At 39.9% G+C, this 24,801-nt stretch carries 29 protein-coding genes and 1 riboswitch; of the genes, 4 read left to right on the top strand and 25 right to left on the bottom strand.

Translation table 11 applies throughout. The features are described 5' to 3' along the window. Nucleotides 1-123 precede the first annotated feature (123 nt). The 12 genes from EO124_RS06390 to EO124_RS06335 all read right to left on the bottom strand — a co-directional run bounded on the left by EO124_RS06390 (nucleotide 124) and on the right by EO124_RS06335 (nucleotide 10,977). Complete coding sequence (locus EO124_RS06390) at nucleotides 124-891, bottom strand: SDR family NAD(P)-dependent oxidoreductase (RefSeq protein WP_021840631.1); 768 nt, start codon at nucleotides 889-891, stop codon at nucleotides 124-126. Nucleotides 892-910: 19 nt separating this feature from the next. Continuing rightward, the gene (locus tag EO124_RS06385; protein ID WP_127058822.1) at nucleotides 911-1,696 is read right to left on the bottom strand and encodes a TSUP family transporter; all 786 of its coding nucleotides are present in this window, start codon (nucleotides 1,694-1,696) and stop codon (nucleotides 911-913) included. A 7-nt stretch (nucleotides 1,697-1,703) separates the two neighbouring features. Then, the gene (locus tag EO124_RS06380) at nucleotides 1,704-1,994 is read right to left on the bottom strand and encodes a YerC/YecD family TrpR-related protein (protein ID WP_006556263.1); all 291 of its coding nucleotides are present in this window, start codon (nucleotides 1,992-1,994) and stop codon (nucleotides 1,704-1,706) included. Between the two features lie 103 nt (nucleotides 1,995-2,097). Beyond that, nucleotides 2,098-2,913, bottom strand: a complete 816-nt coding sequence (locus tag EO124_RS06375; RefSeq protein ID WP_127058821.1) for a MetQ/NlpA family ABC transporter substrate-binding protein — start codon at nucleotides 2,911-2,913, stop codon at nucleotides 2,098-2,100. Nucleotides 2,914-3,015: 102 nt separating this feature from the next. Then, on the bottom strand, nucleotides 3,016-3,669 hold the full coding sequence (locus EO124_RS06370) for a methionine ABC transporter permease (RefSeq protein ID WP_021840634.1): 654 nt from the start codon (nucleotides 3,667-3,669) through the stop codon (nucleotides 3,016-3,018). Continuing rightward, nucleotides 3,650-4,696 carry a methionine ABC transporter ATP-binding protein gene (locus EO124_RS06365; protein WP_127058820.1) on the bottom strand — a complete coding sequence of 349 codons (1,047 nt, stop codon included), beginning with the start codon at nucleotides 4,694-4,696 and terminating at the stop codon, nucleotides 3,650-3,652. Before EO124_RS06365 ends, EO124_RS06370 begins: the two co-directional genes overlap by 20 nt. Nucleotides 4,697-4,784: 88 nt before the next feature. After that, nucleotides 4,785-4,888, bottom strand: a riboswitch (SAM riboswitch). A 124-nt stretch (nucleotides 4,889-5,012) separates the two neighbouring features. Further along, entirely contained in the window at nucleotides 5,013-5,525 is a 513-nt protein-coding gene (locus EO124_RS06360) for a hypothetical protein (RefSeq protein WP_127058819.1), read from the bottom strand. A gap of 7 nt (nucleotides 5,526-5,532) precedes the next feature. Continuing rightward, the gene (dat, locus tag EO124_RS06355) at nucleotides 5,533-6,387 is read right to left on the bottom strand and encodes a D-amino-acid transaminase (protein WP_021840637.1); all 855 of its coding nucleotides are present in this window, start codon (nucleotides 6,385-6,387) and stop codon (nucleotides 5,533-5,535) included. A gap of 209 nt (nucleotides 6,388-6,596) precedes the next feature. Next, nucleotides 6,597-7,700 (bottom strand): acyltransferase, encoded by a 1,104-nt coding sequence (locus tag EO124_RS06350; RefSeq protein ID WP_127058818.1) that lies wholly within the window; start codon nucleotides 7,698-7,700, stop codon nucleotides 6,597-6,599. Between the two features lie 151 nt (nucleotides 7,701-7,851). Then, entirely contained in the window at nucleotides 7,852-9,597 is a 1,746-nt protein-coding gene (locus EO124_RS06345) for a DUF4127 family protein (protein WP_241230681.1), read from the bottom strand. Nucleotides 9,598-9,832: 235 nt separating this feature from the next. After that, nucleotides 9,833-10,459 carry a trimeric intracellular cation channel family protein gene (locus EO124_RS06340; protein ID WP_127058817.1) on the bottom strand — a complete coding sequence of 209 codons (627 nt, stop codon included), beginning with the start codon at nucleotides 10,457-10,459 and terminating at the stop codon, nucleotides 9,833-9,835. 197 nt (nucleotides 10,460-10,656) lie between these two features. Continuing rightward, nucleotides 10,657-10,977 (bottom strand): winged helix-turn-helix transcriptional regulator, encoded by a 321-nt coding sequence (locus EO124_RS06335; RefSeq protein ID WP_241230680.1) that lies wholly within the window; start codon nucleotides 10,975-10,977, stop codon nucleotides 10,657-10,659. Between the two features lie 308 nt (nucleotides 10,978-11,285). Here EO124_RS06335 and EO124_RS06330 point away from each other — a divergent pair, with 308 nt between their 5' ends. Continuing rightward, nucleotides 11,286-11,576: a hypothetical protein gene (locus tag EO124_RS06330; protein WP_127058815.1), complete on the top strand. Its 291-nt coding sequence runs from the start codon at nucleotides 11,286-11,288 to the stop codon at nucleotides 11,574-11,576. A 163-nt stretch (nucleotides 11,577-11,739) separates the two neighbouring features. Here EO124_RS06330 and EO124_RS06325 read toward each other — a convergent pair whose 3' ends face one another. The 4 genes from EO124_RS06325 to EO124_RS06310 all read right to left on the bottom strand — a co-directional run bounded on the left by EO124_RS06325 (nucleotide 11,740) and on the right by EO124_RS06310 (nucleotide 16,873). Next, entirely contained in the window at nucleotides 11,740-12,936 is a 1,197-nt protein-coding gene (locus EO124_RS06325; RefSeq protein ID WP_127058814.1) for a MalY/PatB family protein, read from the bottom strand. Between the two features lie 65 nt (nucleotides 12,937-13,001). Further along, the gene (locus tag EO124_RS06320; protein WP_127058813.1) at nucleotides 13,002-14,408 is read right to left on the bottom strand and encodes an AbgT family transporter; all 1,407 of its coding nucleotides are present in this window, start codon (nucleotides 14,406-14,408) and stop codon (nucleotides 13,002-13,004) included. 14 nt (nucleotides 14,409-14,422) lie between these two features. Beyond that, nucleotides 14,423-15,604 carry an amidohydrolase gene (locus EO124_RS06315; RefSeq protein WP_127058812.1) on the bottom strand — a complete coding sequence of 394 codons (1,182 nt, stop codon included), beginning with the start codon at nucleotides 15,602-15,604 and terminating at the stop codon, nucleotides 14,423-14,425. A 48-nt stretch (nucleotides 15,605-15,652) separates the two neighbouring features. Further along, a complete protein-coding gene (locus EO124_RS06310) occupies nucleotides 15,653-16,873 on the bottom strand; it encodes a MalY/PatB family protein (protein WP_127058811.1) in 1,221 nt (406 codons plus the stop codon). Between the two features lie 214 nt (nucleotides 16,874-17,087). On the opposite strand from EO124_RS06310, the gene EO124_RS06305 reads away from it, so the two are divergent. After that, nucleotides 17,088-17,789 (top strand): helix-turn-helix domain-containing protein, encoded by a 702-nt coding sequence (locus EO124_RS06305; protein ID WP_206512546.1) that lies wholly within the window; start codon nucleotides 17,088-17,090, stop codon nucleotides 17,787-17,789. Between the two features lie 412 nt (nucleotides 17,790-18,201). Further along, complete coding sequence (locus tag EO124_RS06300) at nucleotides 18,202-18,534, top strand: hypothetical protein (RefSeq protein ID WP_127058810.1); 333 nt, start codon at nucleotides 18,202-18,204, stop codon at nucleotides 18,532-18,534. A gap of 237 nt (nucleotides 18,535-18,771) precedes the next feature. On the opposite strand, the gene EO124_RS06295 is transcribed toward EO124_RS06300, so the two are convergent. The 9 genes from EO124_RS06295 to EO124_RS06260 form a co-directional block, all read right to left on the bottom strand. Further along, entirely contained in the window at nucleotides 18,772-19,266 is a 495-nt protein-coding gene (locus EO124_RS06295; protein WP_127058809.1) for a hypothetical protein, read from the bottom strand. Beyond that, entirely contained in the window at nucleotides 19,263-19,478 is a 216-nt protein-coding gene (locus EO124_RS10350; protein ID WP_127058808.1) for a helix-turn-helix domain-containing protein, read from the bottom strand. Before EO124_RS10350 ends, EO124_RS06295 begins: the two co-directional genes overlap by 4 nt. 368 nt (nucleotides 19,479-19,846) lie before the next feature. Further along, nucleotides 19,847-20,191 carry a hypothetical protein gene (locus EO124_RS06285; protein ID WP_127058807.1) on the bottom strand — a complete coding sequence of 115 codons (345 nt, stop codon included), beginning with the start codon at nucleotides 20,189-20,191 and terminating at the stop codon, nucleotides 19,847-19,849. An 11-nt stretch (nucleotides 20,192-20,202) separates the two neighbouring features. Beyond that, complete coding sequence (locus EO124_RS06280; RefSeq protein ID WP_127058806.1) at nucleotides 20,203-21,096, bottom strand: hypothetical protein; 894 nt, start codon at nucleotides 21,094-21,096, stop codon at nucleotides 20,203-20,205. A gap of 211 nt (nucleotides 21,097-21,307) precedes the next feature. After that, a complete protein-coding gene (locus EO124_RS06275) occupies nucleotides 21,308-21,706 on the bottom strand; it encodes a hypothetical protein (protein WP_127058805.1) in 399 nt (132 codons plus the stop codon). Continuing rightward, nucleotides 21,676-22,257 carry a peptidoglycan recognition protein family protein gene (locus tag EO124_RS06270; RefSeq protein ID WP_206512545.1) on the bottom strand — a complete coding sequence of 194 codons (582 nt, stop codon included), beginning with the start codon at nucleotides 22,255-22,257 and terminating at the stop codon, nucleotides 21,676-21,678. The genes EO124_RS06275 and EO124_RS06270 overlap by 31 nt, the downstream gene beginning before the upstream one ends. Further along, on the bottom strand, nucleotides 22,257-22,694 hold the full coding sequence (locus EO124_RS06265) for a phage holin family protein (protein WP_164726567.1): 438 nt from the start codon (nucleotides 22,692-22,694) through the stop codon (nucleotides 22,257-22,259). The genes EO124_RS06270 and EO124_RS06265 overlap by 1 nt, the downstream gene beginning before the upstream one ends. Beyond that, nucleotides 22,687-22,857: a hypothetical protein gene (locus EO124_RS10185; RefSeq protein ID WP_164726566.1), complete on the bottom strand. Its 171-nt coding sequence runs from the start codon at nucleotides 22,855-22,857 to the stop codon at nucleotides 22,687-22,689. The genes EO124_RS06265 and EO124_RS10185 overlap by 8 nt, the downstream gene beginning before the upstream one ends. Nucleotides 22,858-22,870: 13 nt before the next feature. Beyond that, nucleotides 22,871-23,284, bottom strand: a complete 414-nt coding sequence (locus EO124_RS06260) for a hypothetical protein (RefSeq protein ID WP_127058802.1) — start codon at nucleotides 23,282-23,284, stop codon at nucleotides 22,871-22,873. A 40-nt stretch (nucleotides 23,285-23,324) separates the two neighbouring features. Here EO124_RS06260 and EO124_RS06255 point away from each other — a divergent pair, with 40 nt between their 5' ends. Beyond that, nucleotides 23,325-24,332: a tyrosine-type recombinase/integrase gene (locus EO124_RS06255; protein ID WP_127058801.1), complete on the top strand. Its 1,008-nt coding sequence runs from the start codon at nucleotides 23,325-23,327 to the stop codon at nucleotides 24,330-24,332. Nucleotides 24,333-24,801: the final 469 nt, after the last annotated feature.

Here is a 24,801-nt window from a genome sequence, read left to right as displayed (position 1 = left end):
GGTGAAAAATCCTCTTTATTTATCTATATTAATTATGCAATCTTACGCCGAACTGATTTCGCCCGGAACAGCGATTTAGTCCAGCGCACCAACTCATGAATCGGAAGCCTCTAAGGACCGCCATCACCAACTTGTTAAGCCGCCATCAATAGTCCATGCGGCACCGGTTACGAAGGATGCTTTTTCACTGAGTAAAAAAGCAATGACTTCCCCGATTTCTTCCGGTTTGGCAATACGGCCCAACGGATAGTGCATGGCCATTTCTTCCATAGCTTCTTCAAAGGTCTGATCGCTTTCCGCAAGCTGGCGAGCTACGAGCGAAGTATCTACATCGCCGGGACACACGCAGTTTACGCGCACCTTATGGACGGCCATTTCAAGGGCCAACGATTTTGTAAAGCTTACAATGGCACCTTTAGATGCGCCGTATACGGAACACGCCACATTGCCCTGAATCCCCGCATCACTGGATACGGTTACGATACTGCCCTTCGTACGACGCAAACAAGGCGCGGCAGCCTGACATAAAAAGACCGTGCCCTTCACATTGGTTCCAATCATTTCATCGAAGTCCTGTTCCGTCACATCATCAATGAGTTCTTCTTTATAAAAACCGGCCGCTGTCACCAGCGCGCTGATATCGCCGAACAAACGACAAGTTTCATCAACGATACGCCGACAATTCATGACTTTACTTACATCACCTTGTACAAAGCGTACTTTAGACGAAATGCGACGCAATTTAACGACCGCCTCTTGGCCGGCTCGCTCATTGCGACCGTTAATCACAACACTCCAACCTTTTTTCAAAAGCAATTGCGCCGTAGCAAAACCAATCCCGGAAGTACCGCCACTAATAAGAGCCACCTGATTTTCACTGTTAATTGGCATAGTATCTCACCTTCCTTTGTCACCATTGCGCAACGATATAATCATAAGTTAATTTACAAAGCATACTTACGGTGGTGGCAATAAATACAAAACGCACCAAGCCCACACCCTTTTTGATTGCCAAGCGTGCCCCGAGCGTAGCTCCTATAATCTGTCCGGCCGCAGCCGAAAGGCCGAGCACATAGTCTACATGACCCAAACTTATAAACAGAATCAGTGACGCCAGATTACTGGTAAAGTTCAAAAACTTGGCATTGCCTGACGAATATAAAAAGTTGAAACCGGCATAAATAAACATAAAGATTAAAAACGTGCCTGTGCCGGGGCCTACAAAGCCGTCATAAAAGCCGATACCTAACGCACCGATGGCGAGTAAAATCAACTTTTGCTTCGATGCGCCCACATAGGTGGTCACTGTACCCCAGTCTTTTTTAAACAACACAAAAATCAAAACGCTGACGAGGAGCACGATAATAATCGGTTTTAAATATAAAGGAGGAATGCTGATAACCAGCCAAGTCCCAAGGAGGGAGCCTACAAACGTAATCGGCATTAGGCGTTTTACTAAAGGCCATTCCACTTTGCCGGAACGGGCGTACGCAATAGCCGCCGTTAACGCCCCGAATACACTGGATAATTTATTACTCCCCAAAGCTACACTGGGAGGTAAATTAGTAAGCAACATGGCCGGCACGGAAATTAAACCGCCACCGCCTACGATGGAGTCCACAAAGCCGGCTAAGGCCCCCGCGAAAAATAACATCAACGGCATCAAAAGTGCCGGATCAATAAAACTTACATCCATATATGCCTCATTTCAAACGTGCCAAAATAGTTTTGTAGCCATCAGCTCCATAGACCAAGCAACGTTTTACACGACTGATTGTGGCCGTACTGGCACCCGTCGTCTCCACAATATTATCATAGCTTTCGCCGGCTTCCAGCATACGTGCTACCTGCAAACGCTGTGCCAACGCTTTCAATTCATTGACCGTACAAATATCTTCAAAAAACTCATAACATTCGTCGATTGTTTTCAAAGCTAAGATAGCTTCAAACAATTGATTATTTAAAGGATTACGTAGTTTTTCATTGACGCTCATAAGAATCCTCCCTTTGCTTAATTAGATAATTTTATTATATACATATTTAAGCAAAAGAAAAAGACTTTCACACAAAAAAGTGAAAAAGTCTTTTTCAACCCGACTAAAATGCCGGAATAATGGAACCTTTGAAGGTGTCTTCTACAAATTTCTTAGTTGCCTCAGACTGGTAAACAGCCAATAATTTTTTAATAGTTTCGTTATTTTCATCGCCTTGACGGACAACAAATACATTAGCATACGGGGAATCTTTGCTTTCAACTACAACCGCATCTTTCAAAGGATTTAACCCTGCATTAAGAGCATAGTTTGTATTAACTAAAGCAATATCTACATCGTTAAGTGAACGGGCAATCTGAGCCGCTTCCAATTCTTTAATTTGTAAGTTCTTAGGATTGGAGGTAATGTCCGCTACCGTAGATTTTGGCGAACCGCCGTCTTTCAACTGAATGAGTCCTGCTTGCTGTAATAACAATAGAGCACGACCGCCATTAGTCGGATCGTTTGGAATCGCTACGCTAGCACCGTTTGGTACGGTGGCCAAATCTTTATACTGGTTGGAGTAAAGACCCATTGGCAAAAGAATTGTTTTGCCGATAGACACTAATTTCAGGCCCCGTTCCTGCACCATGTTGTCAAGGAATGGCTGATGCTGATAGGAGTTGGCACTCAATTCTTTTTGTTCAAGCGCCACATCCGGCTGAATATAATCATTAAACTCTACGACTTTAACTTTAAGGCCTTGTTTCTCCGCCTCTTTGGCTACAAAATCCATAACCTGAGCGTGCGGACCGGCCGTTACACCTACGGAAATTTCCTGATTACCCGCTGCGGCGCCGTCTTTGCTGTCATTGCCGCAACCAACCAATACCAAGGCGAACGTTGCGATGGCTGCCAATAAGAATGCTAATTTTTTCATATGTTTCCCCCAGTCTTTTCTCTCTGCTCTCTTTTTCAAATCAAATTGTCGGCAAAATTATCTGCCCAATATTTCATTCACGCCAACGCTTTATATAAAAGCTTAGCGTTTATTCACTTTGCGGGATAAGAAATCACCGCAAGACTGAATCAATTGAACCAATACAATCAAAATTACGATAGTAGCCAACATTACGTCGCCCTGGAAACGCTGATAACCGTAACGAATCGCGATATCCCCGAGACCGCCGCCCCCAATAGCACCGGCCATAGCGGAATAGCTGATTAAGTTAACTACCAAAACAGTGATGTTATCAATAATTGTAGGCAATGCTTCCGGCAATAACACCTTGCGGATAATCTGCATTGGTGAAGCACCCATAGCCTGCGCCGCTTCAATAACACCGCTGTTGATTTCGCGAATCGATGTTTCTACCAAACGCGCCAAGAACGGAATCGCCGCAATCGTAAGCGGTACACAAGCCGCCGTAGTCCCGATGGAGGAACCGGCAATAATACGGGTCAGCGGAATAATCGCTACCATCAAAATAATAAACGGAATGGAACGGAGTGCATTCACAACCGAACCTAATGTGGCATTCACTGCTTTATTTTCCATAATATGGCCCTTGCCGGTGATTACCAAAATAACACCGAGCGGAATCCCTACAATCATGGATACAATGGTAGAGATAACTGTCATTTGCAAGGTTTCGCCTAAACCTTGAATCAACAAATTAATGATTTGTTGCGACATAGCCGATCACCTCGCTTCCAATAGGCAATTCATTCAAGTATTGAATCGCCTGCTCTTCATTTGTTCTATCGCCATCCAACACTATAATCAGATGACCGAAACTCGTATCCTGAATGTAATCGACGCCGCCGAAGAGAATACTTACGTTGAGGCCGAAACGGCGAATCACGCCTGCCACAACCGGCTCATCCACCACATCACCGGTGAAGTTCAAACGAATAATCGGATGTAAGCCGTCTTTCCAATCGGGCTGTACATTGAGATGGCGCCATGCTTCTTCCGGTAATTTATGACTGATAATAGCCCCTACGAATTCCTTCGTTGTTTTTTCTTTAGGGCCTGTAAATACATCGACTACACGACCTTCTTCCAAAATAACGCCACCTTCAATAACGGCAACGCGGTCGCAAATTTCTTTGATAACCTGCATTTCATGTGTAATGAGGACGATGGTTAATTTTAATTTTTCATTAATATCTTTCAATAATTCCAAGATGGATTTGGTTGTCTGCGGATCCAACGCAGATGTGGCTTCGTCACAAAGTAATACTTTCGGATTACTTGCCAAGGCGCGGGCAATGCCGACACGCTGTTTCTGACCGCCCGATAACTGAGATGGGTAGTTGTTTAAACGGTCGCCCAATTTAACGATATCAAGAATCGGCAAAATGCGTTCCTTGATTTCCGCTTTGCTCATTCCCTGTAGTTCCAGCGGGAAGGCTACATTGTCATACACCGTACGGGACGATAATAAATTGAAGTGCTGGAAAATCATACCGATGTTTTTCCGCTGTTCCCTGAGGTCCTTTTCATTCAATTTCGTAAGATCTACACCGTCTACTACAACAGAACCGGATGTAGGTCGTTCCAGCATATTAATACAACGAATCAAAGTTGATTTACCGGCCCCACTTTGACCGATAACCCCGAAGATTTCGCCTTCTTTAATGGATAGGCTAATGTCTTTTAGCGCTTCTACGCGATTCGGACCGTCATAAACTTTGCTAATATGCGTAAGTTCAATCATGTGATCGCTCTCCTTTTCTCTAACTCTCTATTTGAAATATATTTAACACAATAAAAAAAACTCTTCACACACATGAAGAGTTACAGTTTCTTCATCTGTCGAAGCCTAGCTTCGTTGGAATTGGCACCGTTCCTTACCGGATGGTTGCCGCGACTTCATAGGGCCAGTCCCTCAGTCAACTCTTGATGAACCTATGTATTTTTAGCGTGATAAAATCATAACACTGTAGCGAATGACTGTCAATAGAAGACTCCTAGACTACTTATAGGGCTTTTGTATAGCTACCTATAGAGTTCTTATATAACCATTTATAAGATTATTTATTGCCTCCCAGTGAGCTGTGATTCAAAAGGAACCGTGCCCCTACAACAGCCAACGTTCCCGTCACAATCTGAGGCCAACTCATCATAAATAGAACGGCCCGTCCAATCGGATACGGCACGGCAAAGCCTACAAATAACAGGGCAAAACTGCAATATAAAACGACGCATTTGGCCACACTGCACACAAGAGCTTGCAGCCATACGGACTGATTTTTAAGGAGATAACCAAGTATTACAAATACCGTATTCCCTATCGCCACGAGCGGCACGAAAGGCGCAAATGGCAACATGGCCTGCATAAACGCAATGACCGGCGTTGCCCAAGCAATAACAAGACCGCTTGCCAAGCCGTAACGCATGGCCGCCACCAACATACAAAGCCCCACTAAGGAGCCGATCAAAAACATACTTACCATATTGGGCAACGGAATAATAAGGCGCAGACTTTGACTAAGCAAAGCCAGCGCCAATAATAATCCCGTCCCCGTAATGATTCGGGTATTCATAAGTTAATTAAGCCAACCCTTCTGCCAATAATTTTTCATAACCGGCACGCAATTTGGCGGCTACAGGACCTACTTCACCATTGCCGACCGGCTTGCGGTCATAGGTCGTAATCGGAATAATACCGCCAATTGTATCGGTGAAGAAGAGTTCATCCGCATTTTCAACAAATTCACGGTCAAATTCTTTTTCAATGACGGAAACGCCGGCTGTCGGAGCTACGCGAGTTACTACGAGCTGGCGCGTAATACCTTTTAAAATCAAGTTATTGGCCGGATGGGTATAGCAAATACCGTCTTTAACGGCAAATACGTTAGATGTAGCCCCTTCCGTACAGATATCGTCGCGGAATAAAACGGCAGAATAAGCGAATTTCTTTTCAGCCTTAGTCTGGGCCAAAATATTCGGAATGAGGTTCAATGTTTTAATATCCACATTAAGCCAACGTTCGTCAGGCAAACTGATTGCTTTGACACCTTCCCCCAATTTACTCAAATCTTCTTTGATTGGGCGAATATACATGTACATGGTCGGTTCCAATTTGGAGCGATCATATGCATGATGACGCGGTTCCACACCACGGGTAATCTGCAGATAAATATAGCCGTCCGTAATACCGCTCTGTTCAATCATGATTTCATGCAGTTCCTGCAAATCTTCCGGACGCATTTTTACCGGAATATCCATGAAGCGCATGGAGCGATAGAGTCTGTCCTGATGGTACGAAAAAGCAAAGCAACGGCCGTCAAAAACACGTGTTACTTCATACACGCCGTCGCCGAAGCAATAGCCGCGATCGTCTAAGCTGACGCATTTAGCACCAGGTTCTACAAATTCACCGTTAAAATAGGTTAACTCTTTCATAAGAACACCTCGCATATCATATGTGGCACCCCGAAATTAACACATCGGGAACATCCAACAAAAATCAAATATTGTTTATGTAACGATTATAGCACAGTCGACGGACACTTGCCCACAAGGTAAATAATTTTATTAACTATTCAATTTACGGTATAGTCAAAATCGTTTATCAGCCAAGCCAAAACTGCGTACTCCATCAAAAAGATTATTTAGCGGCCCAGAAGAATTCGGCGCACCGGTTTCGGCAATTTTTTCAAAAGCAAAGTCCCCATGTACGACATGCAAACAGTACAAATATAGATCCCGATAACAACCAAAGCCGTATATTGCAATTTTGCCACAAACATACCGGCCGAGAGGATGATGAGCATAAACGGATGAATCAAGTAAATCCCGTACGACGTCTCACCAATCTGCTCCCAAATAGCCCTCGCGGCACTGCTCATCGGTGTGGCAATGAAGAAGAACAGGAAGAACAGCGTAGCGGCACCGGTATAGAGCATCCCCATAGGGCTCAATTGATGAACCGTGTAAATTGCTTCCAACAAGGTATAATGACGCTCATTGAGAACGTAAAAATAACTGCCTATCATGAGAGCCACCGAAAAAGCAAAAGTGATTGTCAAAAGCCCTTTATAGCGCCACAATAACTCACAGGTTGCTTCATAGCGTTCCGCTACCACCGCGCCCAAGAGGAAGATCCAAATATAGTGAAGTACCCAATAATTGAGCTTCATGGAGTACGCATATTGAAGCCAGTGGTTAGCAAACTTAATTTGACCGCTGTAATAGGACGACCAAAAGTTGAACGCCACTTGCACCACGAAGATGAGCGACAACCAAAGAACGGGCTTTTGCAAAATACCGCGCACCATGGCCCGCCAAAGGGGCATCATAAGATAAAACCAGAGCAAAATAACCATGAAATACAAGTGGTAATAGCCGTTGCCAAAAAATAAGGCCGGCAATAAATAGCGCGGTGTTAAACCTGCAAAGTTGCCCACTGTCGCCCCGGCATACGCAATATATAAAATAGACCAAGCAATATAGGGGAACAAGACAACTCGGGAACGGCGCCACAGAAAGTCCTTGTAGGAAAACTCGTCAAAGCTTGACGTGTGATAAAACAAACCGAAGGCTGACAAAAAGAAAAATGCCGGCACGGTAAAGCGCGATAAAATCTCCAACAAACCGATTAACTGTACATTGGCTTGCGGATTGGCGAGGGCAAATGAGCCTACGTGTATGCCGATAACGCCAAGCATACAGAGACCGCGCATATAAGTTATTTCAGGTAAAAAGGCCTGTTTCAAAACAGTATCTCCTCTCTAACACAAACGGGACGAAGGACTAAGCCCTCCGTCCCGTATATATCTGTTACTTCTTTTGGTAAATTACGGCTACATCACTATTCCTAACGGCTGAATCGCAACCCTTGGCCGCTAAGATTTGATGCTACCTCACTTATTCCTGCGTTACCGGAATTTGAGTGGACATGCCACCCGTAGCAGGTGCTGCCGGGGCTCCATTGCCGGCGGCTGCCGCTTTAGCTTTGGCTTCCGCCTCGGCCTTGGCTCTTGCTTCGGCTTCCGCTTTAGCCTTCGCTTCCGCTTCACGTTGTAAACGTAATTCTTTTTGCAACGGTGCTATCGGCTGATCATACACGGTAATATCTGTTTCAAACAGACGGCCCCAAGGGAATCGTGCGGAAACAGTACGCGGATCAATCTTCAAATATTTTTCGGCAAAATCCTGAACTCGTTCACCCATGTAGCTTTCCAGTTTTTCATTCAAAGTACCGGTGTAGCGCACATTATCGGTGCGAATCGAATCCTGCATGCGATAAATATCTTTACGGATATTAGCCTGGTAAGCCCAGTTATCCAAATACTGCTGCGTCAACATATCGCGATGAGCCTGAGTCGGCATAGCTTTACCCAAAATGCCTTGAGCAATAGCGTAACCTACGGTATTACTTGCCGTATTCCAACCATTGTACGCATCTACTTTGTAGAGTAAATCCCGTTTGTAAAGTCCATATACGAATGTATTGTCAGCGCCGTTAGAGTAAGAAATATCGGCAATACTTACCGGTACGTTCTGTTCAATGGCGGTCTGAATTTTGTCTAAAAAGGCATTCGTGCTGGCAGAAATCATCGGGAAGTTTTCAAACGCTTCCGATTCGCCGGTCACTTTGCCAAGTGGCGTATTTACGGCCAATAAAATGTCCGGTTTGCCTTTGGTAGCCAGCGTACCACCTACGGCTTCCACGTGCTCCGCAATTGTTTTGGCAACGGTCTGATCCTCGTAATGAGGCACTGTTTCACCGGCACCGCCCAACGGATAAATCACTTCAAAGGACGGTTTCAAGTTATTACGGTCTACATGCGCGCGGGCAATAAGCAACAAACCAAGCTGATCGGCACCCGGGAAGCTGCCGTAACGATCAATATTAAGACCTTTGCTGTATAACTTCAAATAACGACTTTCCAAAGCCGACTGCGATAAAGTACTCGTATCGTCATGACCTAAGGCGAAATATTTGAAAACTCCTTTGCGGGTTTCATCAATAAGCGCACGGTTAACCGTCATATTCTTCTGACGACGATTAAACCAGTCTTGTAAGTATTCAACCGGCACCGTAGCGGTCAATTGTACCAATGAAGACTGTTCTTCTTGTGTCAAATTGCCGGCATCCATTTTATCCTGCAATGCGGCAATCTGGAAAATAGTCGGGCCGTATTCATCATAATAGGATGGCTCTACCCCGCCCCCACTGGCACGAGGCGAACGCATTACCGTGCCGAACGCATAAATCGGCACATTCGGGAATTTGTCATGCAAAGTTCCGATTTGTTTCGTGCGGTTCAACAACGTATTCAAGGATAAGCTGTGTTTACGAGAATCAACTAAACCACCATACACCAACGTATCCGTGCTGAGCACCATCACATCGGCACGGCCGGCGTTTTCATCAACCCACTGCCAAATTTTATCCGCTTCACCATGATAGTTTTTACCTGAAATCAGATAATCCGGCGGCGTAATCACTGTATAACCGGCACCTTCCGCCGTGTCAACGGTGTAAGATAAGCTAACCGGACGGTTATCCTGCGGTACAAATAAAATGGTAGCTGCCTCTACCTGCGATGTTCCCCATAAAACAGCAGCAGCCAAAGCCCCTGCCAGCCAGGAAAATCGTTTCTTCAATACACTCACTCCTTCTTCTGTCTATTATTCCATTTTATACAAACAACACTTTTAATTTCTTTACCGATTCACATTGAATAAGCTATTACTCGGCTTACATCTTTTTCTTTGAGATTTTTGTCAAAAATCTTGTAATCCCTAGTATTATATCATATTTTATTATATTAAAACATATCGAACTTGACTAATATATTGTGAAAACTTTGCGCTCAGCTGTATAAAGTAGAAATCAAGCCTATTTAATGCGCGGCAAGCTCCAATTATAACGAATGGCCAACGTACGAATAACAACTACAATGACAAACGCACTGTACGACGCCATTTGCCACATGCCTCCGTAATAAAACGCACAATACACGATACCGCCGATAATGGCCGGCAAGGCATACACTTCTTCACGCAAAACCGACGGCACGCGCTGCGCCAAGATATCACGGATTACCCCGCCACCTACGGCCGTCAACAAACCTAAGATAACACTCAAAACCGGCATGTCCGGATAATTGTACATACCGATGCCGGCGCCGGTAACCGTAAAGGACGCAAGCCCCAACGTATCGGCCGCTAAATACATCCGGCGAACCCAACGAGTCCCGATGTAATGATCGCTTCGCGAGCGATAAATAAGAAACATAATAAAGGTTACCGCGATGACCGTTCCCACATAAATTCCGGTGCGAAGCGAATTTGGCGGAATATTACCCACAATTAAATCACGCATAATACCGCCACCAATAGCCGTAGCCAAGGCTAAAACAAGCATGCCGAAAATATCCATACGCCGCCCGATGCCTACAAGCGTTCCCGAAACAGCAAAGGCAATGGTGCCCACCATGTCAAAAATAAGCCATAGTAATTCCAAGATGTTTACTCCTAGTCTTTGTAATTTACAAACAAAATGAAATAATGGTCTCTTTTGAATCTCAATGTATATCACTTTATTATAGCACAAACGCCGCTTGTTAGTCCTGTATATACGCACAATAAGCGATAAGAAAATAAGTAAAAGAGTGTAACAAGATGCAACCTATTCAGCTGCATTTTGTTACACTCTCTTAATCAGTTATTATAATCACAAGTCTGACACTGCGTCATGGCATGCTCATTATCAACTGTGTGATAAGCACCGGCCCATTGACATATATTTTGTAAAATCGGTACTACGGACTTTCCCTTCTCTGTTAAGGAATATTCAACTCGAGGCGGAATTTCATCGTATTGCTGACGTTGAATCATATCATCGGCAATTAACTCCTTCAAGGTCGTCGCCAAAACCGCATCCGTTATGTTAGTCATCTCTTTGCGAATAGAGCTGTATCGCAAAGTGCCCTTCTCATTAAGCACGCAAACAACGCGGGATTTCCACTTCCCGCCAAACACAGTAAGTCCATATTCTAAGGGACATCGGATATCCTTTTCTAACTTCGGTTGATACATATAAACCAATCCTTTCTATGTATTTCATTATAATAAAAGGCCTGCAACCCCTCAAGTTACTATGAAAATTATTAGTTACTCATGATTTTGCTGATATCTTCTCAAGCTAAAGTCAAACTTCTATAATGAAATCAAGCTCAAAAATTGAGAATTCTAAATAACTATTCTGAGGATTTGAGCCGTATAATTTGCTTTCTTGCCGCTTGGTCGGCAAGCATTTTAATTTTTATGTTATATAGGAGGCAAGCACCATGAATGTAAAAGCATACTTGGAAATTACCATGACTATTAATGAGTCTAACCGTCCTGCCGCAGCTAAGGTTTACACCGATTACCGCAAACCTTTCCTCGACACTATTGAAGGGGCTTTGACTAAAGACTTATTAATTCGCGACGAAGACGTTCAAGTTCTTCACGGCTTTGACAGCGTTGAACATGCCAAAGCATATTTAGAAAGCGATCTTTTTAAAAACGACGTTTTCACCGGCTTGAAACCACTTTGGAGTGCCGCTCCGGACGTTAAAATCTATACAGTGGCATAAGTTACGACTAAGGATATAAAATAAGGCTACAACAACAAACATCCATAAAGTCATCACTTACTTATATCAATACAACTAAAAGGCTGTGACGCTCAGGATTTCCTGAGGCCGCAGCCTTTTGGCGTTTGTTAGGAATACATTATTAGTTTGAAAACAATATGACTTACGCTTTATTGTGAATGGCCGCTACTAAATTATCTACAGCCTGTTTCACTAAGTTCGGATCCGTGGCTAAATTCAAACGAATAAAGCCTTTATAATTATCACCAAACTGTTCTCCATAATCAACCGCTAAGCGACATTTATTAACTATAAAATCGCTTACGTTTTCTGTGCCGATATATTTTCGTAAATCCAACATCACCAGATATGTACCTTCCAGATCAGTCACGACAATTTCAGGTGCTTCTTTTTGTAATCGTGCTTTCAAATAAGCCAGATTATCTCGAATTACATTAAGCAATGAATCCAGCCATTCATCGCCATATGTATAGGCTGCTTGAACTGCCTCCATTGCCAAAATATTCAACTCCGTACGATTCATGCCCCGAGCAAACAAATCATATTGAGCCCGCAATTTCTCATCAGTAATAATAATATGAGAGTGAATCAAAGCTGCCAGGTTGAACGTTTTTGACGCCGCATTTAATGTAACAACGATATCACGATATTTACCATTTTTTACAACGGCTGCCGGCACAAAATGACGGTCTTTGTCAATTACGAAGTCTTGGTGGATTTCATCACTTACTACAATAACACCATGCTTTTTACAAATCGACAATACTTTATCCAATTCGTCTTCCGTCCATACACGTCCGGCCGGATTATGTGGTGAGCATTGAATAAATAATTTAACTTTGTTGTCTACAATCGCTTTTTCAATGGCCTCATAATTCATGGTAAAATGACCGCTTTCATTATTATAGTCCAAATCAACTTTTACTAACTCACGGTCATTATAGGTTACTACATTATGGAACGGATAATAGACGGGCGTCAAAATAAGACAAGCATCCTTTGGTTTTGTAAAAGCCCAAATCGACCAGGCAATAGCTGTTACACAGCCTGTACAGAATCGAACCCAATCTTTTTTAATTGGGAAGTGATAACGTGTTTCCATCCAATTGGATAACGCATCATAGTATTCAGGCCAATCGTTTGAATATCCGAATACCCCTGCTTGCGCACGCTTGGTAATGGCTTCAATTACAGGTTCCGGCGTTTTAAATTCCATATCCGCAATCCACATAGAAACTAAATCTTTACGACCATATTTACTTTTTAACGAATCCCATTTCATACATCTTGAATTGTGACGATCTGTAAGATATCGTTTTAAGAACTCTTCCTTATTCATAAGTTGCTTCCTTTCATGCAAAGAGAAGCCGTTTCGCAATCCCTATGGAACGGCTTTCGGTATTATTAAATAACTCCCTGCCAACCGGTAATTGTTAAAATAAAGACAATAACGCAAGCCAGTAAAATAAAGAACATTACTTTTGGAAAAACCCAGCGTAACCAAGTTGTATAAGGCACTTCAGCCATAACACAGGAACCGATCATCCATCCCAGTAACGGCGAAAGAAGGTTCGTAAAACTGTCCCCCATCTGGTATGCAACTACTGCCAAGTTAGTCGGTAAACCCAAAGTATCGGCTACCGGTTTCATAATAGGAACTAAAATAGCTGCTTTTGAAGTAGCCGAAGGAATGATTGGATTAATAACCGAAACAATCAATGTCAACCCTACACTGGCTACTGAACGAGGTAATTCCATTAATGGTCCTGTTAAAAAGTACACAATTGTATAAATAATATGACCACCGGCCAATACCAAAGATATTACTTTAGCCAGTCCAATGACAAACGCTACAAATGCCATAGACCCTAACCCTTTAGCAAAGCTATTGCCCAATGCATCTGCCGACATGCCCCCTACTATGCCAACCAAAATCATGGTACACAACATAACTGCAATCATAAAATCAAAAGTCAACTTAGGGTCACCGCCCAAAAGAGGATATAGTGCAATGATTAAGTACTGTACAATAAAAATGATAATAACAGCAATTTTTCGCCAATTCATTTCAACCTGTTTCAACAGCTGAGCTTCTTCTCCTTCTCCAACTGTCTTATCCGGCCGCCAACCTTCCGCATACATATATGAACTTTCAGGATTTTTTCGAATTTTTTTAACATACATAAGCATCATAATAATCGCTACAGCTATAAAAAAATTCATAATGACTAAACGTGTAAAAAATGCCGAATACGGAATAGCATCCATTAACATTTGTGTTGTCGCCTGTTGTGCCGGCCCGGTACCAAATCCTACCAGTGCTGCAAAGGTAGTAACTCCCAAAGCACAAATAGGGTCTAGTCTAAGCTTTTTAGCAAATAAAACCCCTATCGGCACTACAGCAATTAATGCATCGGTACCGCCAAAGCCACCCAGATAAGCCATCAATGTCATCATTAAACCGATAAGTAGATTTGTACCTTTATCTTTTAAACGATATACTGCCCAGTTCATCAAATCATCTAATACTCCGGTATCTAAAACAACATTGATAGTAGCTCCGGATATCATAACCACAAACATAATTGTAGCAGCTCCGACAAGCCCATTTTTCATCATCATTAACGCATCCCAAGGGCTAATCGGCGTTTGATATCCCAAATAATGAAAATCTGTTCCAATAACACGACCTGCTTTATCAGTAATAAACTCTCCTGCAGGAATAATATATGTTGCCAAGCAAGAAAGCAAAATAATGCCAAACATAATCCACAATAAATGTGGCATCTTAAAATCCTTCAAACCTTTCATATGCGCCCCCTATTCTACTCAAATATAAATGCTAATTCAGCACATACACCCAAGTATAATCCGGATTCATCAATATCAAATTTACCATTATGATGAGCAGCTCCACTGCCATAGTTTTCATTACGAATCCCCAAGAAACCTAATGCACCGGGATATTTTAACAAATATGCACTGTAACATTCTGATGCATACCAACGTTCACAAGGACTTAATACTTCAGTACCACAAATTGCTGCCAGTTTATTTTCTATCCGTGTTGCCACTCCGCTATCATTGACAACCGGATAAGGACTGATACAATGACGAGTTTGAAAAGATACTGTACATCCATGACTTAATGCCGTGTTTTCAGCAATTCGATTAATGATAGCTAAGGCTTTTTCGCCCTCCACCTTATTAAAAAATCTAGCCGTACCCCCTATATATGCTTCATTAGGTATTATATTAGTTGCTTCTCCGGCTTTCACCATCCCTATGCCCAAAGTAACGGTTTCTTCTACGTTAAGTTGATTCATAAAGGCCGAGTTGAGTTGTGTAATAATATGCGCAGCCGGAATAATAGGATTAATTGCCTGATCAGGTCGAGAGCCATGCCCACTCTTGCCATGAATATAAATACCTATTCCCACTGTTCCTGCCATCCGCGAACCGGCCTCAATATTCACTGTACCAGCATCCAACCCGCTGTATACATGTAAAGCAAAACACTCATCAATAGAATACTTCTCTAATGCAGCAATCATGGTATCTATACCACAATTAATTTCTTCCCCTTCTTCAAAACAGCAATATACCGTGCCTGCCACTTCACTTTTAATTGCTGTTAAAACTTTCATAGTACCTAACAACACTGCCATATGAGCATCATGGCCACAAGCATGACAAATACCGTCAATCTTTGAAACCGACTTCTTCGGTTGTTTTAAATTATCACATTCTTCTTGCAACGGAAGTGCATCAATATCGGCCCGAAGTACTTTATTTTTACCGGTCTTGCCTCCCTTAATAACAGCTATTATGCCGGTCCCCGGTAACAATTCATAAGGCACTCCCATTTTTTCTAGTTCTTCAATCAACCACTTTCTTGTCTGCACTTCCTGACCGGATATCTCAGGATGTTCATAAAATTTACGACGCATAGCTACAACATATTCTTGTTGTGCTACAGCAAGTTGTTGTAAACGTTTCGTATCCATTATCTTATACTCCTCACTCACCAAGTTCCTTTTACACTTTTGAGATTTTTACATATTTTTCACATATTTTTCCGTATGTTTATTATTCACCGCATCACAGATTCGTCTAAGTCCTTCTTCTACTATTTTCTTAGGACAAGCTAGGTTCAAGCGAATAAATCCGTCAGAATTCTGAACAAACATATTGCCGCCTTCCAAAAGCACCCCCGCTTTATTAGCAAAGAATAATGGCAAATGTTCATCCGGTTCAAAATAAGCGCTCAGATCAACCCAAGCCAAGTATGTGGCTTCCGACACTTTGTATTTGGCTTTTGGCAAATGTTCCTTCAAGTATTCCCCCACAAGTTTGAAATTTTCATCCAAGTAGGCCTGTAATTCTATAAGCCATGGTTCCCCGTCTTCATACGCCGATTGTGCTGCGGCAATGCTCAAAGGATTATCAAAGTTGTAGTGACGGCTCAACCAGATATTTCGCAATTCTTCACTGCGGATGATTACATTTGAAATCATTAGGCCCGCCATATTGAATGTTTTACTTGGTGCCATAGCTGTAACAAGACGTTCGTAATTCGGCATCACTTTCCCCAGTGGAATATGTTTTAATCCGGTACGCAATAAGTCACAGTGGATTTCATCGGAAATGACCCATAAATTATATTTTTCAATAATAGCCGCCATCTTTTCTAATTCGTCCTGCTTCCAAACACGGCCGCTTGGATTATGTGGGTTGCAAAGAATAAACAAAGTCGTTTTCGGATCTTTGGCTTTCTCTTCCAAATCCTCAAAATCTACACTGTAATATCCATCATCATTTTTTAAATTAGAATATACAGATTCACGAGAGTTAAAATCGGCTGCATATTTAAAGTATGCATAAGAAGGAGTGAGGAATAATACCTTTTCATCCTCTTTGCAAATGTAGTCTACCAATTCATATAAGGCAGGAATAATGCCGTTCGACATAACAAGGTCTTTTTTCTCAAATTCCCAGTCGTAGCGCCGTTTACACCATGCAACCAAAGCCTCATAATAACTGTTTTCAAAAACGCGAGTATAACCGAAGATGCGTTTATCCAAACGGCATTTAATCCCTTCAATCACTACATCCGGTGTGGCAAATTCCATATCAGCTACCCACATACGAATGAATTCTTCATCTTTAAACGGAAACACCATTGTTCCGTCATCATGAAAAATATACTCTCTAAAACCATCCGTATTCATTGCATTCGTATGCGTACGATCTATAATTTCGTCAAAATTATACATAATCCTCATCCTTTCTACCTACGCATCATTTATTACTTAACTGTATTTTATGTATTACTTAAAGAGATGTCAAAAAGCCTATTTTTTACTCTCAATAAAAAAATAACTATATTTTTCTACTCACAATAGAAAAACATAGTCTCATTCATGCTATAATAGTAAAAAAACAAAAATTTATTTTTTACATTTGGTTTTTATATTTATAGGAAAAATTATGGACATAGGAACAAAAATCGGTGAACAAATCCGACTCGAACGCAAAAAACAAAGCCTTACACTAGATATTTTGGCACAACGAATCAATAAAAGCACATCTACCTTAGCTAAATATGAGAAGGGAGAAATTACTATAGATATCGCCACTTTATACGATATTGCCAATGCCTTGCAAATTAATATTGAACATCTCCTAATACCACAGCAGCGAGTACTCAACATGGCAAATGCTAAGATTCCAACTTTCTTCTACGGCTTATTTCAATTTTATGGGTATATCTATGACGGCCGTGTCAATGCACTCATTCGTTGCGTATTCGACATTATTGAACAGCTGGAGCCAAATAAATTTAAGATTATTATGTATATGAATTTTAAAAGTTTCGAACGCTATCAAGCTGCCGAAAACATTTATGATGGCGATATTGAGCATTTTGACGCACTCACTCATATAGCTTTGACTAACCGCCATATGCCGATGGAAAAAGCCAGTGCCCAAGTATTAGCGTCTCAATTGGAAGCCGATACAAAGCTCGGATTATTTAACGGCTTTTCTACGCGCCCTACGATGCCTATTGCAACTAAAATTTTATTGGCTCGAAAGCGATTGGATGAGAACGAAGATCTTATTATGCAATTAAAAATTTCAAAAGAAGATATCAAACTCTATCGTTTATACAATATGTTGATTGCCATTTAAGCTAATCTCTTATTAATTACTAGAACCGTGATAAGGTAAAAATGTGAAAATTGTTCTGATATTTTTATTCTACTCTGGAATTTATTAGTTACTCATTAATTGCCCCATATCTTTTGAGGACACTTTGAATTTAATATAATAAAATTGTACCAATACTGAAGTCATAATTAATGTTGGTACCTTACCTGATATCCAACAATCCATGACATAACTCCCTGTTGAAATCGGGTATGAAATAAGGCTGCCATGGCAGGATAGACCCCTTGCCATGACAGCCTTTTTGTTTTTCAAACTTAAGTCCTTTTTCTATATGAATATTGTATAATGGAATTAAGATTTATGGCTTTATAAAATTCAAAAATACTGTTTGAGAAATAGATTTCTATTTATTACTTATTTATGGAGGCAAGCTATGAAAAAGGTAATAATCACTGTATCAGGTCTATTATTAATAAGTTCTTCAACGGTATTCGCTGATTTACAAACACAAGTTATTCGACATCCTGACGGTAGCGCAACCATCAATCAATGGGATCCCGATGATGGCTATTCTTACAATGAAGACGTATCTGTAAATCGTGAAATCATTATCCCACGTAAAAAAATCATCATGACTCCGGAAGAAGCTGATGAATTACGTAATTCGTATGTCAATGATGCGGTACGCAGTTGGCAGGAGAAAAATGTGATTATTAATATTGAGGAACCAACCAAAGATCAAAAGAAAGATACAAACAAAAAATAATATACTAACGATTTATTCGAAAAAGTATTTTAAAAGTGTTGTCAAACCCCTCATGACAAAGTGTTGTCAAAACAAAAAGAGCGCCTTGCGAAAATCTCGCAAGGCGCTTATTAACTGATATGGTGCGGTTGATGGGAATGCCCCTAATTGATTCAGTATCTATCTATCTCCTTAAAATAAACTTACATTTAGGGGGCAAGTTAGGGGGCATTCTTTTAACTTTATCTAAATGTCCATCTATTTCATAATTTTTATTTTTTCTTTATCTTCATCAGATAGTTTATCATATAATTTTTTAGTAATTTTACTCTTTAAAATTGTATCTTTACCTACATCATTTGTGTTTTCAAAAATTGATGGATATTTTCCACTGCCACCAGTTTTAGGTAACTGGCCATACTCTACTACTGTATCATAGAGGATCACTCTATAATCCCTTTCAGTTCTAATTCCCACCAATTTATTTCCAATTCTAATTTCATTTTCTTTAGCAATAAAATCAATGGCTTTGTATTCAACCTCTATTTTTTCTTCTGTATCGCTCCAATCATACACTTCAAATAAGGCTTGTTTAATATCCTCTATTAAAGCTTCAGGAAATACCCATCCTTTGTAATTATAATCAAATTTGCCATTTAGTTTATGGCATTTTTCAATAAAATCTTCATTATATGGTGATTTTACTATAATATTATTTTTATTAAATCTATCTTTTATTATCTCAATGTTCATTTAGTATGCTCCTTTCCCAAAGGTTCACCATACAATCTCTTCATACCTTCATATGTGACTAACCAAGTCCCTCCACTTTTTCTACATTCATCGTCAGAAAACCGTGGTGGCAACCCCTTCTGACCCAAGCAATTTTGCTGAATAACGGCTTGCAACTTTCCCCAACGTTCTGCCGCCTCTTTAGTTGTCATTACTGCTTCTATTATTTTCATTATATCACCTTACTTATTACAATCAACAACGCAATAACACTAAGCACTAAGGCTATCAAATTAATCATCATTTTCATATTTTTACCAATGTGTTATACTTATATTAGGTAAAGGTCAGTGGCCATCTTGCGATGACCACCTTTTGCTAACCTTTTAGAGCTTGTATCAGTAATAATATCGCTGTCGTTAGTTGTATTATTGCTGTTATAAGCTCTATTTTCTTTTTCATTGGTTTACCTCCTTTCTATGGTTTTATTATACTATGAATTCATAGTATTGTCAAATGATATAAGCAAAAAAATTGCCCACAAAGCTATTTATTTTCTAGCTCTGTGGGCCTTTTACATATATATTATTTAACGTCTTTATTAATCGCCGATTAGCTTTATTAGTTCAATAATTGGAGTCCGTCTAACTTTATCTGCTAAATCCACTAAATCCTCTTTATCCAGCGCTCCACTATCAATAATTGTTTGTGGCAAGTTCTCGATAAACTCACTCGTTATGTCCGCTTCACGAGTGATGTCAATTAACAACTTTAATTGCTCTGTTTTAATATTATTATCAAATTGTGGAAAATGGGTATATTCCATAATTATTTTATAGTTTCTTACTATCGCATTTAATTTTTTGCTAAAATTGTTACCTTGTGAGTCCCTTGCTAGTTCTTCTAGCTCGGGTCCCATATAAACATTTTTTCGTTTCTTTTCCATGTTATTCCCCCTTATATAGAAACAATAGACTCTACAGCTTTGACTTTAAATATGCCAAAACTTTTATCTTGTAATTTTTCTACTCCGTTTAAACCAATTGAATCATAATCTACGGTTAGCGTTGCTTTATTTGCCACTGTACTAAAATGTTCTAAATTATCTGTATGCCAATTACTATACATATCTGTATATTCTACTGTATCGCTATCTAATACAGCTAATGGAAAGTAATTCATATCGTCTTTGATAATACCAAATTTGTTGTCTTGCATACGAATATTATCTTGAACAAATTTGATAAATTCTTTTATATCTTTGCTTATAAAGTCGTATATTTTACCGTTGTTAGTGATAAATGGTTTGTGGAAAGTAATTCCAGCATTTATACTCAATTTTGTATTAGCTTCCGCGCCCATACGTCCAATATATAAATTATCTGTATTATATTCAAACGTATCAGATAATTTAGCCTGTAATTCTGAAGCACTTGCGAATTGTAGATCGCCTACTAATTCACCTACTGTATTGATACCAGCTTTACTTAATATAGTAGCTGCCGCACCATCTAATTTCATATTTTCGGTGGCAGATTGCCAATCAACCATACCATATTTTACTAATTTTAATATGATAGCATTAGCTAGCATATTAAGATATGTATTAGTATCTAACTCATCGTCAAATAAAATACTATGCTTACGTACGCTGCATAATACAGTTTTATTGTTGACTTCAACAACTTCTAATATTTTATTGGTATCTTTTCTGATGTCGCCAAAGGATAAATAACCAAAGATAGTATCTTTAACACCTTCAACGTCCAACTCAATTTTTAACGATTCAAGAGATACTAAGTAGTCCCATACTTTCGTTTTAAGTGTTTCAATTAATGCTTTGTTTTCCATGATTATCGCTCCTTTATGTTACCTTGTGTTATCTTATGATTACATTATACACACATTTTTACTTTTTGTAAACACTATAACACACATATACACATATATGCACACGTTTTTTCACAAACAAAAAAAGAGAGGGGAAATTTCCCCTCTCTATCATTTACTAACAGCATAAACTATTGCTGAGCCTAACGCAATTTGTAACCATTTTATACGCCTATTCTGTGCTTTTTCCTTTTTTTCGTATTTGTTCAAGGATTTCTCGGCTATCTCTAATGAGTTTTTGGTTGTGCTCAATGATTTCTTCAGCTGCTGCGCCTCGTTCCTTAACACGGCCAATTGATTCTGTACTTCGTTCAATTTCATTTCGGACTGTTTCAAGGCCTTCTGTGCTTCTATTAAGTCCTGATTCGATTTCAATTGCATGCTCTGTAGCTTCTGATTGTTCTGTTCTAATTCGTTCAAATTGTGTTCTAGCATCGTTAATTGAGCTTCCGTTATCTGATAATTTGCGGAAACAGTACCATAACCCAACAATGGCAATAATAATGCTAACAGCAATAATAATCGTTTTACCATGATTTTTTACCCCCGCAATAATCTTTGCCCACGCCACCAGTTAGCCGCTCCTCTCAAATAATCACCACCTGACCACGGTGCTTCCCCCTCTTTAACAACCCAAAGGTCCCATCTAGTGTCAGGGTCCCCACTATATGGTCCATAGTCATCATGTGTTGCTAATCCATCTTTGTTTTTAGCTGCTTCAGCATGTGTCATGACCCGATTTAAATCGATTGTTAAATCTAGTGCATCAGCAAGCACACAAATTACTTGGGCCATTGCTACCAGTTGTATTTGTGTTGGTGGATAATTACCTAAATGGCTTTCATTTTCTGCATCATATCCGCAACAAAGAGCAATTGCGATGCTCCCTGTATTTCTCATGTATGTTGCTTTTTTTAATTCATTTAAATTATCAGTACTTACATATACACTACCATTACCAGTAATCAAAATATGATAATCGCTAAAAAGCTGGTCATATCGACCAGCTGTCCAATGCAGATAAATTTTTACATCACGATTTAGACTTTTAGCAGCTCCCCACAAATCATAATACGACTTCTTAGCCATATCTTTTAAATTTTGCAATGTAACCTGCTTCATTATCTATTTTTCCTTTCTTCTAAAACTTTAATTAAAATTTTATCCAGTCCTAACGGCACATCAACACCAGCTCTACGAGCATTTTCTAATATAGAAATAGCTTCATTTGAAATCCAAAAGTAAATGACTGTTAAATAAACAGCAGCGCTCCCCGTGTAAATCATAAACCAATTTCCCATCATTACAGTACACAACGCTAGTGCTTTACGCATGCCACCTTTATACCCACGCTCGCTGCTTAGCCCTGTTTCATCAATAATAGATGCCATTATTCCTGTGACAAAATCTAAAGCCATCATTGATAATAAGAAAAAAATGTCATTATTCCACCCTAATAAATAAGCAAAAATAGGACCAAAAAATCCCCCAATCACCCCTATTTCAATTTGTGTTGGTGTCGGCACAATATCTTTAACAAATGTTAATAACTCACCCATTAATTTTTTCACCGCCCTTTTTATCTTGTGCAGGTTCATCTTGATCACCCCCGCTTAGTTTTTCTTCTTTAGCCTTTTCTGCTTCGGCTTGCATTGCTGGTGGCAACGCATGTCGTTCACATTTAGGATTTGAACATTGATATTCATTTAACATTTTACGCATACACAAAAAACATCTAGCCATTAATAGCACCTCTCTTTTCAATATATTCCTTTTTAATATCTTGATAATCACTTCTTAATTCATCTGCTAATTCGTTATCTTGCTCTATTGTTACCGCTTCAGTAACGGCTTGTTTTGCTTCGGCTAGTTTATTTGCATATTCCGCATCAAGCTGTTTCAATTTTGCTTCTTCAACTTCCGCTGCAGTAGGTATATATGGTGGTTTGTCAACTAACTTTTCCCCATCCCAAATCTTATCATCATTAAATTCAAGCCAAAGATTCCCATCTTTATCCTCGATCATAATTTGTCCTGGATAATCTTTTTTGGCTTGCTTTTTTAATTGGCTCATAGTATTGCCATGTACACCAATTGCATATGATGTTGTTCTTGCCCCGGTTTCTGGATTGATTACAATTAAATACATAACATTTCCTTTCTTTTTTTAATTATGGAGGTATAAAAAAATGAGACTACCTAATGGTTATGGACAAATCGCAAAGCAATCTGGCCCCCGTCGGCGCCCCTATATGGTGCGTAAAGCCATTGGCATTGATACCAAAGGTCGACAAATTTTGCATATTATCGGATATTATGCCACATATGCTGAAGCATTAGATGCATTAGCAAAATTCAATAATTCTTCGGTTCCAATTCCTGGGCTTACATTATTTAACGTATATAAAGCCTGGTACCCAAGTCATAGTAAACAAGTCAGCCAGTCTACAGCCGATGGCTATAGTAACGGTCTACGGCACCTAGGCCCTTTAGCAGGTATCCCTATAAATAAAATCAAATATAATCAACTACAAAACCTGCTCGATACTATGGCTGCACAAGGCTTATCATATGCAAGCTTAAAAAAGGTACGCTCACTCATACATCAACTCTACCGTTTTGCCATCATAAATGAATGGGTTGATAAAAACCTTGCATCCTATTTACATATTGGTAAAAATGTACCAGTTAGACCCCACAAGCCATTTACTCGTGCGCAAATCAATAAAATTTGGTCCTGCAATAACCCGTATAAGGATTTACCATTAATCATGCTATACACTGGAATGCGCTCGGCTGAATTACGATATTTAAAAAAGACCGATGTAAAAATCAAGCAAAAATATTTTGATATAACTCAATCTAAAACTAAAGCAGGCATCCGCATCATCCCTATACATGATCGCATTTGGCCATTAATAGAATATCGGTTAACCCAACCTGGTAAATATCTATTAGGCGACTTAATGAGCTATGCCCAATTTGCACGTGCATTTAACAGAGTTATGGACACAATTAAATGCAAGCATACTACGCATGATTGTCGCCATACATTTGCAACACTATTAGATGATGCTGATGCTAACTACAACGCTAAACGACGTCTTTTAGGACATGCAGCTAATAATGTTACTGACGGAGTTTATACCCATAAAACCCTTGTGCAGCTTCGCAAAACAATAAAATTACTAAAATGATGTTGTATATATGCATATTATCAGTCAATAAAAACACTGCAAATTACCAGTAATTCCGGTAAATTTACTGCTTGGGATTTGCTTGGTATTTCTTGATTTTTCGCTTATAAAATTTATATTATAAGGCATTTTTGCTCTCCAAGGTATAAAAATTACTGGAACTACTGGCAGCGCGTTAAATAATAATTACTCAGAAGGTACAAAAAATATTACATATCCGATTAATGTAAATACATTATTAGGCTTTACTACAGGCCTTTTTGACAGTGCCAGAACTTTTGCAGAGCATGCATCTGTTAACGCTAATAATGACGGTGCTAGAGTCTTTTTACACGCACTCGGTGAAACAAACATTGAAATATCAACCTGGTTGTTCGTTTTTGGCTATTAGTAGCCAAGGTGGAGCTACAGGCCCCGTATCATCGTTCACTGGGCCCGTTAAGGTTAAATTTGCTATTAACTTTGCTGT

The sequence above is a fragment of the Veillonella ratti genome (assembly GCF_003992115.1).
Taxonomy (GTDB): domain Bacteria; phylum Bacillota; class Negativicutes; order Veillonellales; family Veillonellaceae; genus Veillonella_A; species Veillonella_A ratti.
The sequence above is the reverse complement of the archived record's forward strand: the minus strand, read 5'-3'. Positions and strand labels throughout refer to the sequence as shown.

Bases quoted from the DNA above. Each gene is read 5' to 3' on its own strand.
- EO124_RS06380 (WP_006556263.1), bottom strand. From the start codon at position 1,994: ATGAGCGTCAATGAAAAACTACGTAATCCTTTAAATAATCAATTGTTT.
- EO124_RS06375 (WP_127058821.1), bottom strand. From the start codon at position 2,913: ATGAAAAAATTAGCATTCTTATTGGCAGCCATCGCAACGTTCGCCTTG.
- EO124_RS06285 (WP_127058807.1), bottom strand. From the start codon at position 20,191: ATGGAAAAGAAACGAAAAAATGTTTATATGGGACCCGAGCTAGAAGAA.
- EO124_RS06390 (WP_021840631.1), bottom strand. From the start codon at position 891: ATGCCAATTAACAGTGAAAATCAGGTGGCTCTTATTAGTGGCGGTACT.
- EO124_RS06385 (WP_127058822.1), bottom strand. From the start codon at position 1,696: ATGGATGTAAGTTTTATTGATCCGGCACTTTTGATGCCGTTGATGTTA.
- EO124_RS06360 (WP_127058819.1), bottom strand. From the start codon at position 5,525: ATGAATACCCGAATCATTACGGGGACGGGATTATTATTGGCGCTGGCT.
- EO124_RS06255 (WP_127058801.1), top strand. From the start codon at position 23,325: ATGAGACTACCTAATGGTTATGGACAAATCGCAAAGCAATCTGGCCCC.
- EO124_RS06265 (WP_164726567.1), bottom strand. From the start codon at position 22,694: ATGGGTGAGTTATTAACATTTGTTAAAGATATTGTGCCGACACCAACA.
- EO124_RS06305 (WP_206512546.1), top strand. From the start codon at position 17,088: ATGGACATAGGAACAAAAATCGGTGAACAAATCCGACTCGAACGCAAA.
- EO124_RS06300 (WP_127058810.1), top strand. From the start codon at position 18,202: ATGAAAAAGGTAATAATCACTGTATCAGGTCTATTATTAATAAGTTCT.
- EO124_RS06280 (WP_127058806.1), bottom strand. From the start codon at position 21,096: ATGGAAAACAAAGCATTAATTGAAACACTTAAAACGAAAGTATGGGAC.
- EO124_RS10185 (WP_164726566.1), bottom strand. From the start codon at position 22,857: ATGCGTAAAATGTTAAATGAATATCAATGTTCAAATCCTAAATGTGAA.
- EO124_RS06330 (WP_127058815.1), top strand. From the start codon at position 11,286: ATGAATGTAAAAGCATACTTGGAAATTACCATGACTATTAATGAGTCT.
- EO124_RS06310 (WP_127058811.1), bottom strand. From the start codon at position 16,873: ATGTATAATTTTGACGAAATTATAGATCGTACGCATACGAATGCAATG.
- EO124_RS06260 (WP_127058802.1), bottom strand. From the start codon at position 23,284: ATGTATTTAATTGTAATCAATCCAGAAACCGGGGCAAGAACAACATCA.
- EO124_RS06295 (WP_127058809.1), bottom strand. From the start codon at position 19,266: ATGAACATTGAGATAATAAAAGATAGATTTAATAAAAATAATATTATA.
- EO124_RS06270 (WP_206512545.1), bottom strand. From the start codon at position 22,257: ATGAAGCAGGTTACATTGCAAAATTTAAAAGATATGGCTAAGAAGTCG.
- EO124_RS06315 (WP_127058812.1), bottom strand. From the start codon at position 15,604: ATGGATACGAAACGTTTACAACAACTTGCTGTAGCACAACAAGAATAT.
- EO124_RS06320 (WP_127058813.1), bottom strand. From the start codon at position 14,408: ATGAAAGGTTTGAAGGATTTTAAGATGCCACATTTATTGTGGATTATG.
- EO124_RS10350 (WP_127058808.1), bottom strand. From the start codon at position 19,478: ATGAAAATAATAGAAGCAGTAATGACAACTAAAGAGGCGGCAGAACGT.
- EO124_RS06370 (WP_021840634.1), bottom strand. From the start codon at position 3,669: ATGTCGCAACAAATCATTAATTTGTTGATTCAAGGTTTAGGCGAAACC.
- EO124_RS06325 (WP_127058814.1), bottom strand. From the start codon at position 12,936: ATGAATAAGGAAGAGTTCTTAAAACGATATCTTACAGATCGTCACAAT.
- EO124_RS06365 (WP_127058820.1), bottom strand. From the start codon at position 4,696: ATGATTGAACTTACGCATATTAGCAAAGTTTATGACGGTCCGAATCGC.
- dat (WP_021840637.1), bottom strand. From the start codon at position 6,387: ATGAAAGAGTTAACCTATTTTAACGGTGAATTTGTAGAACCTGGTGCT.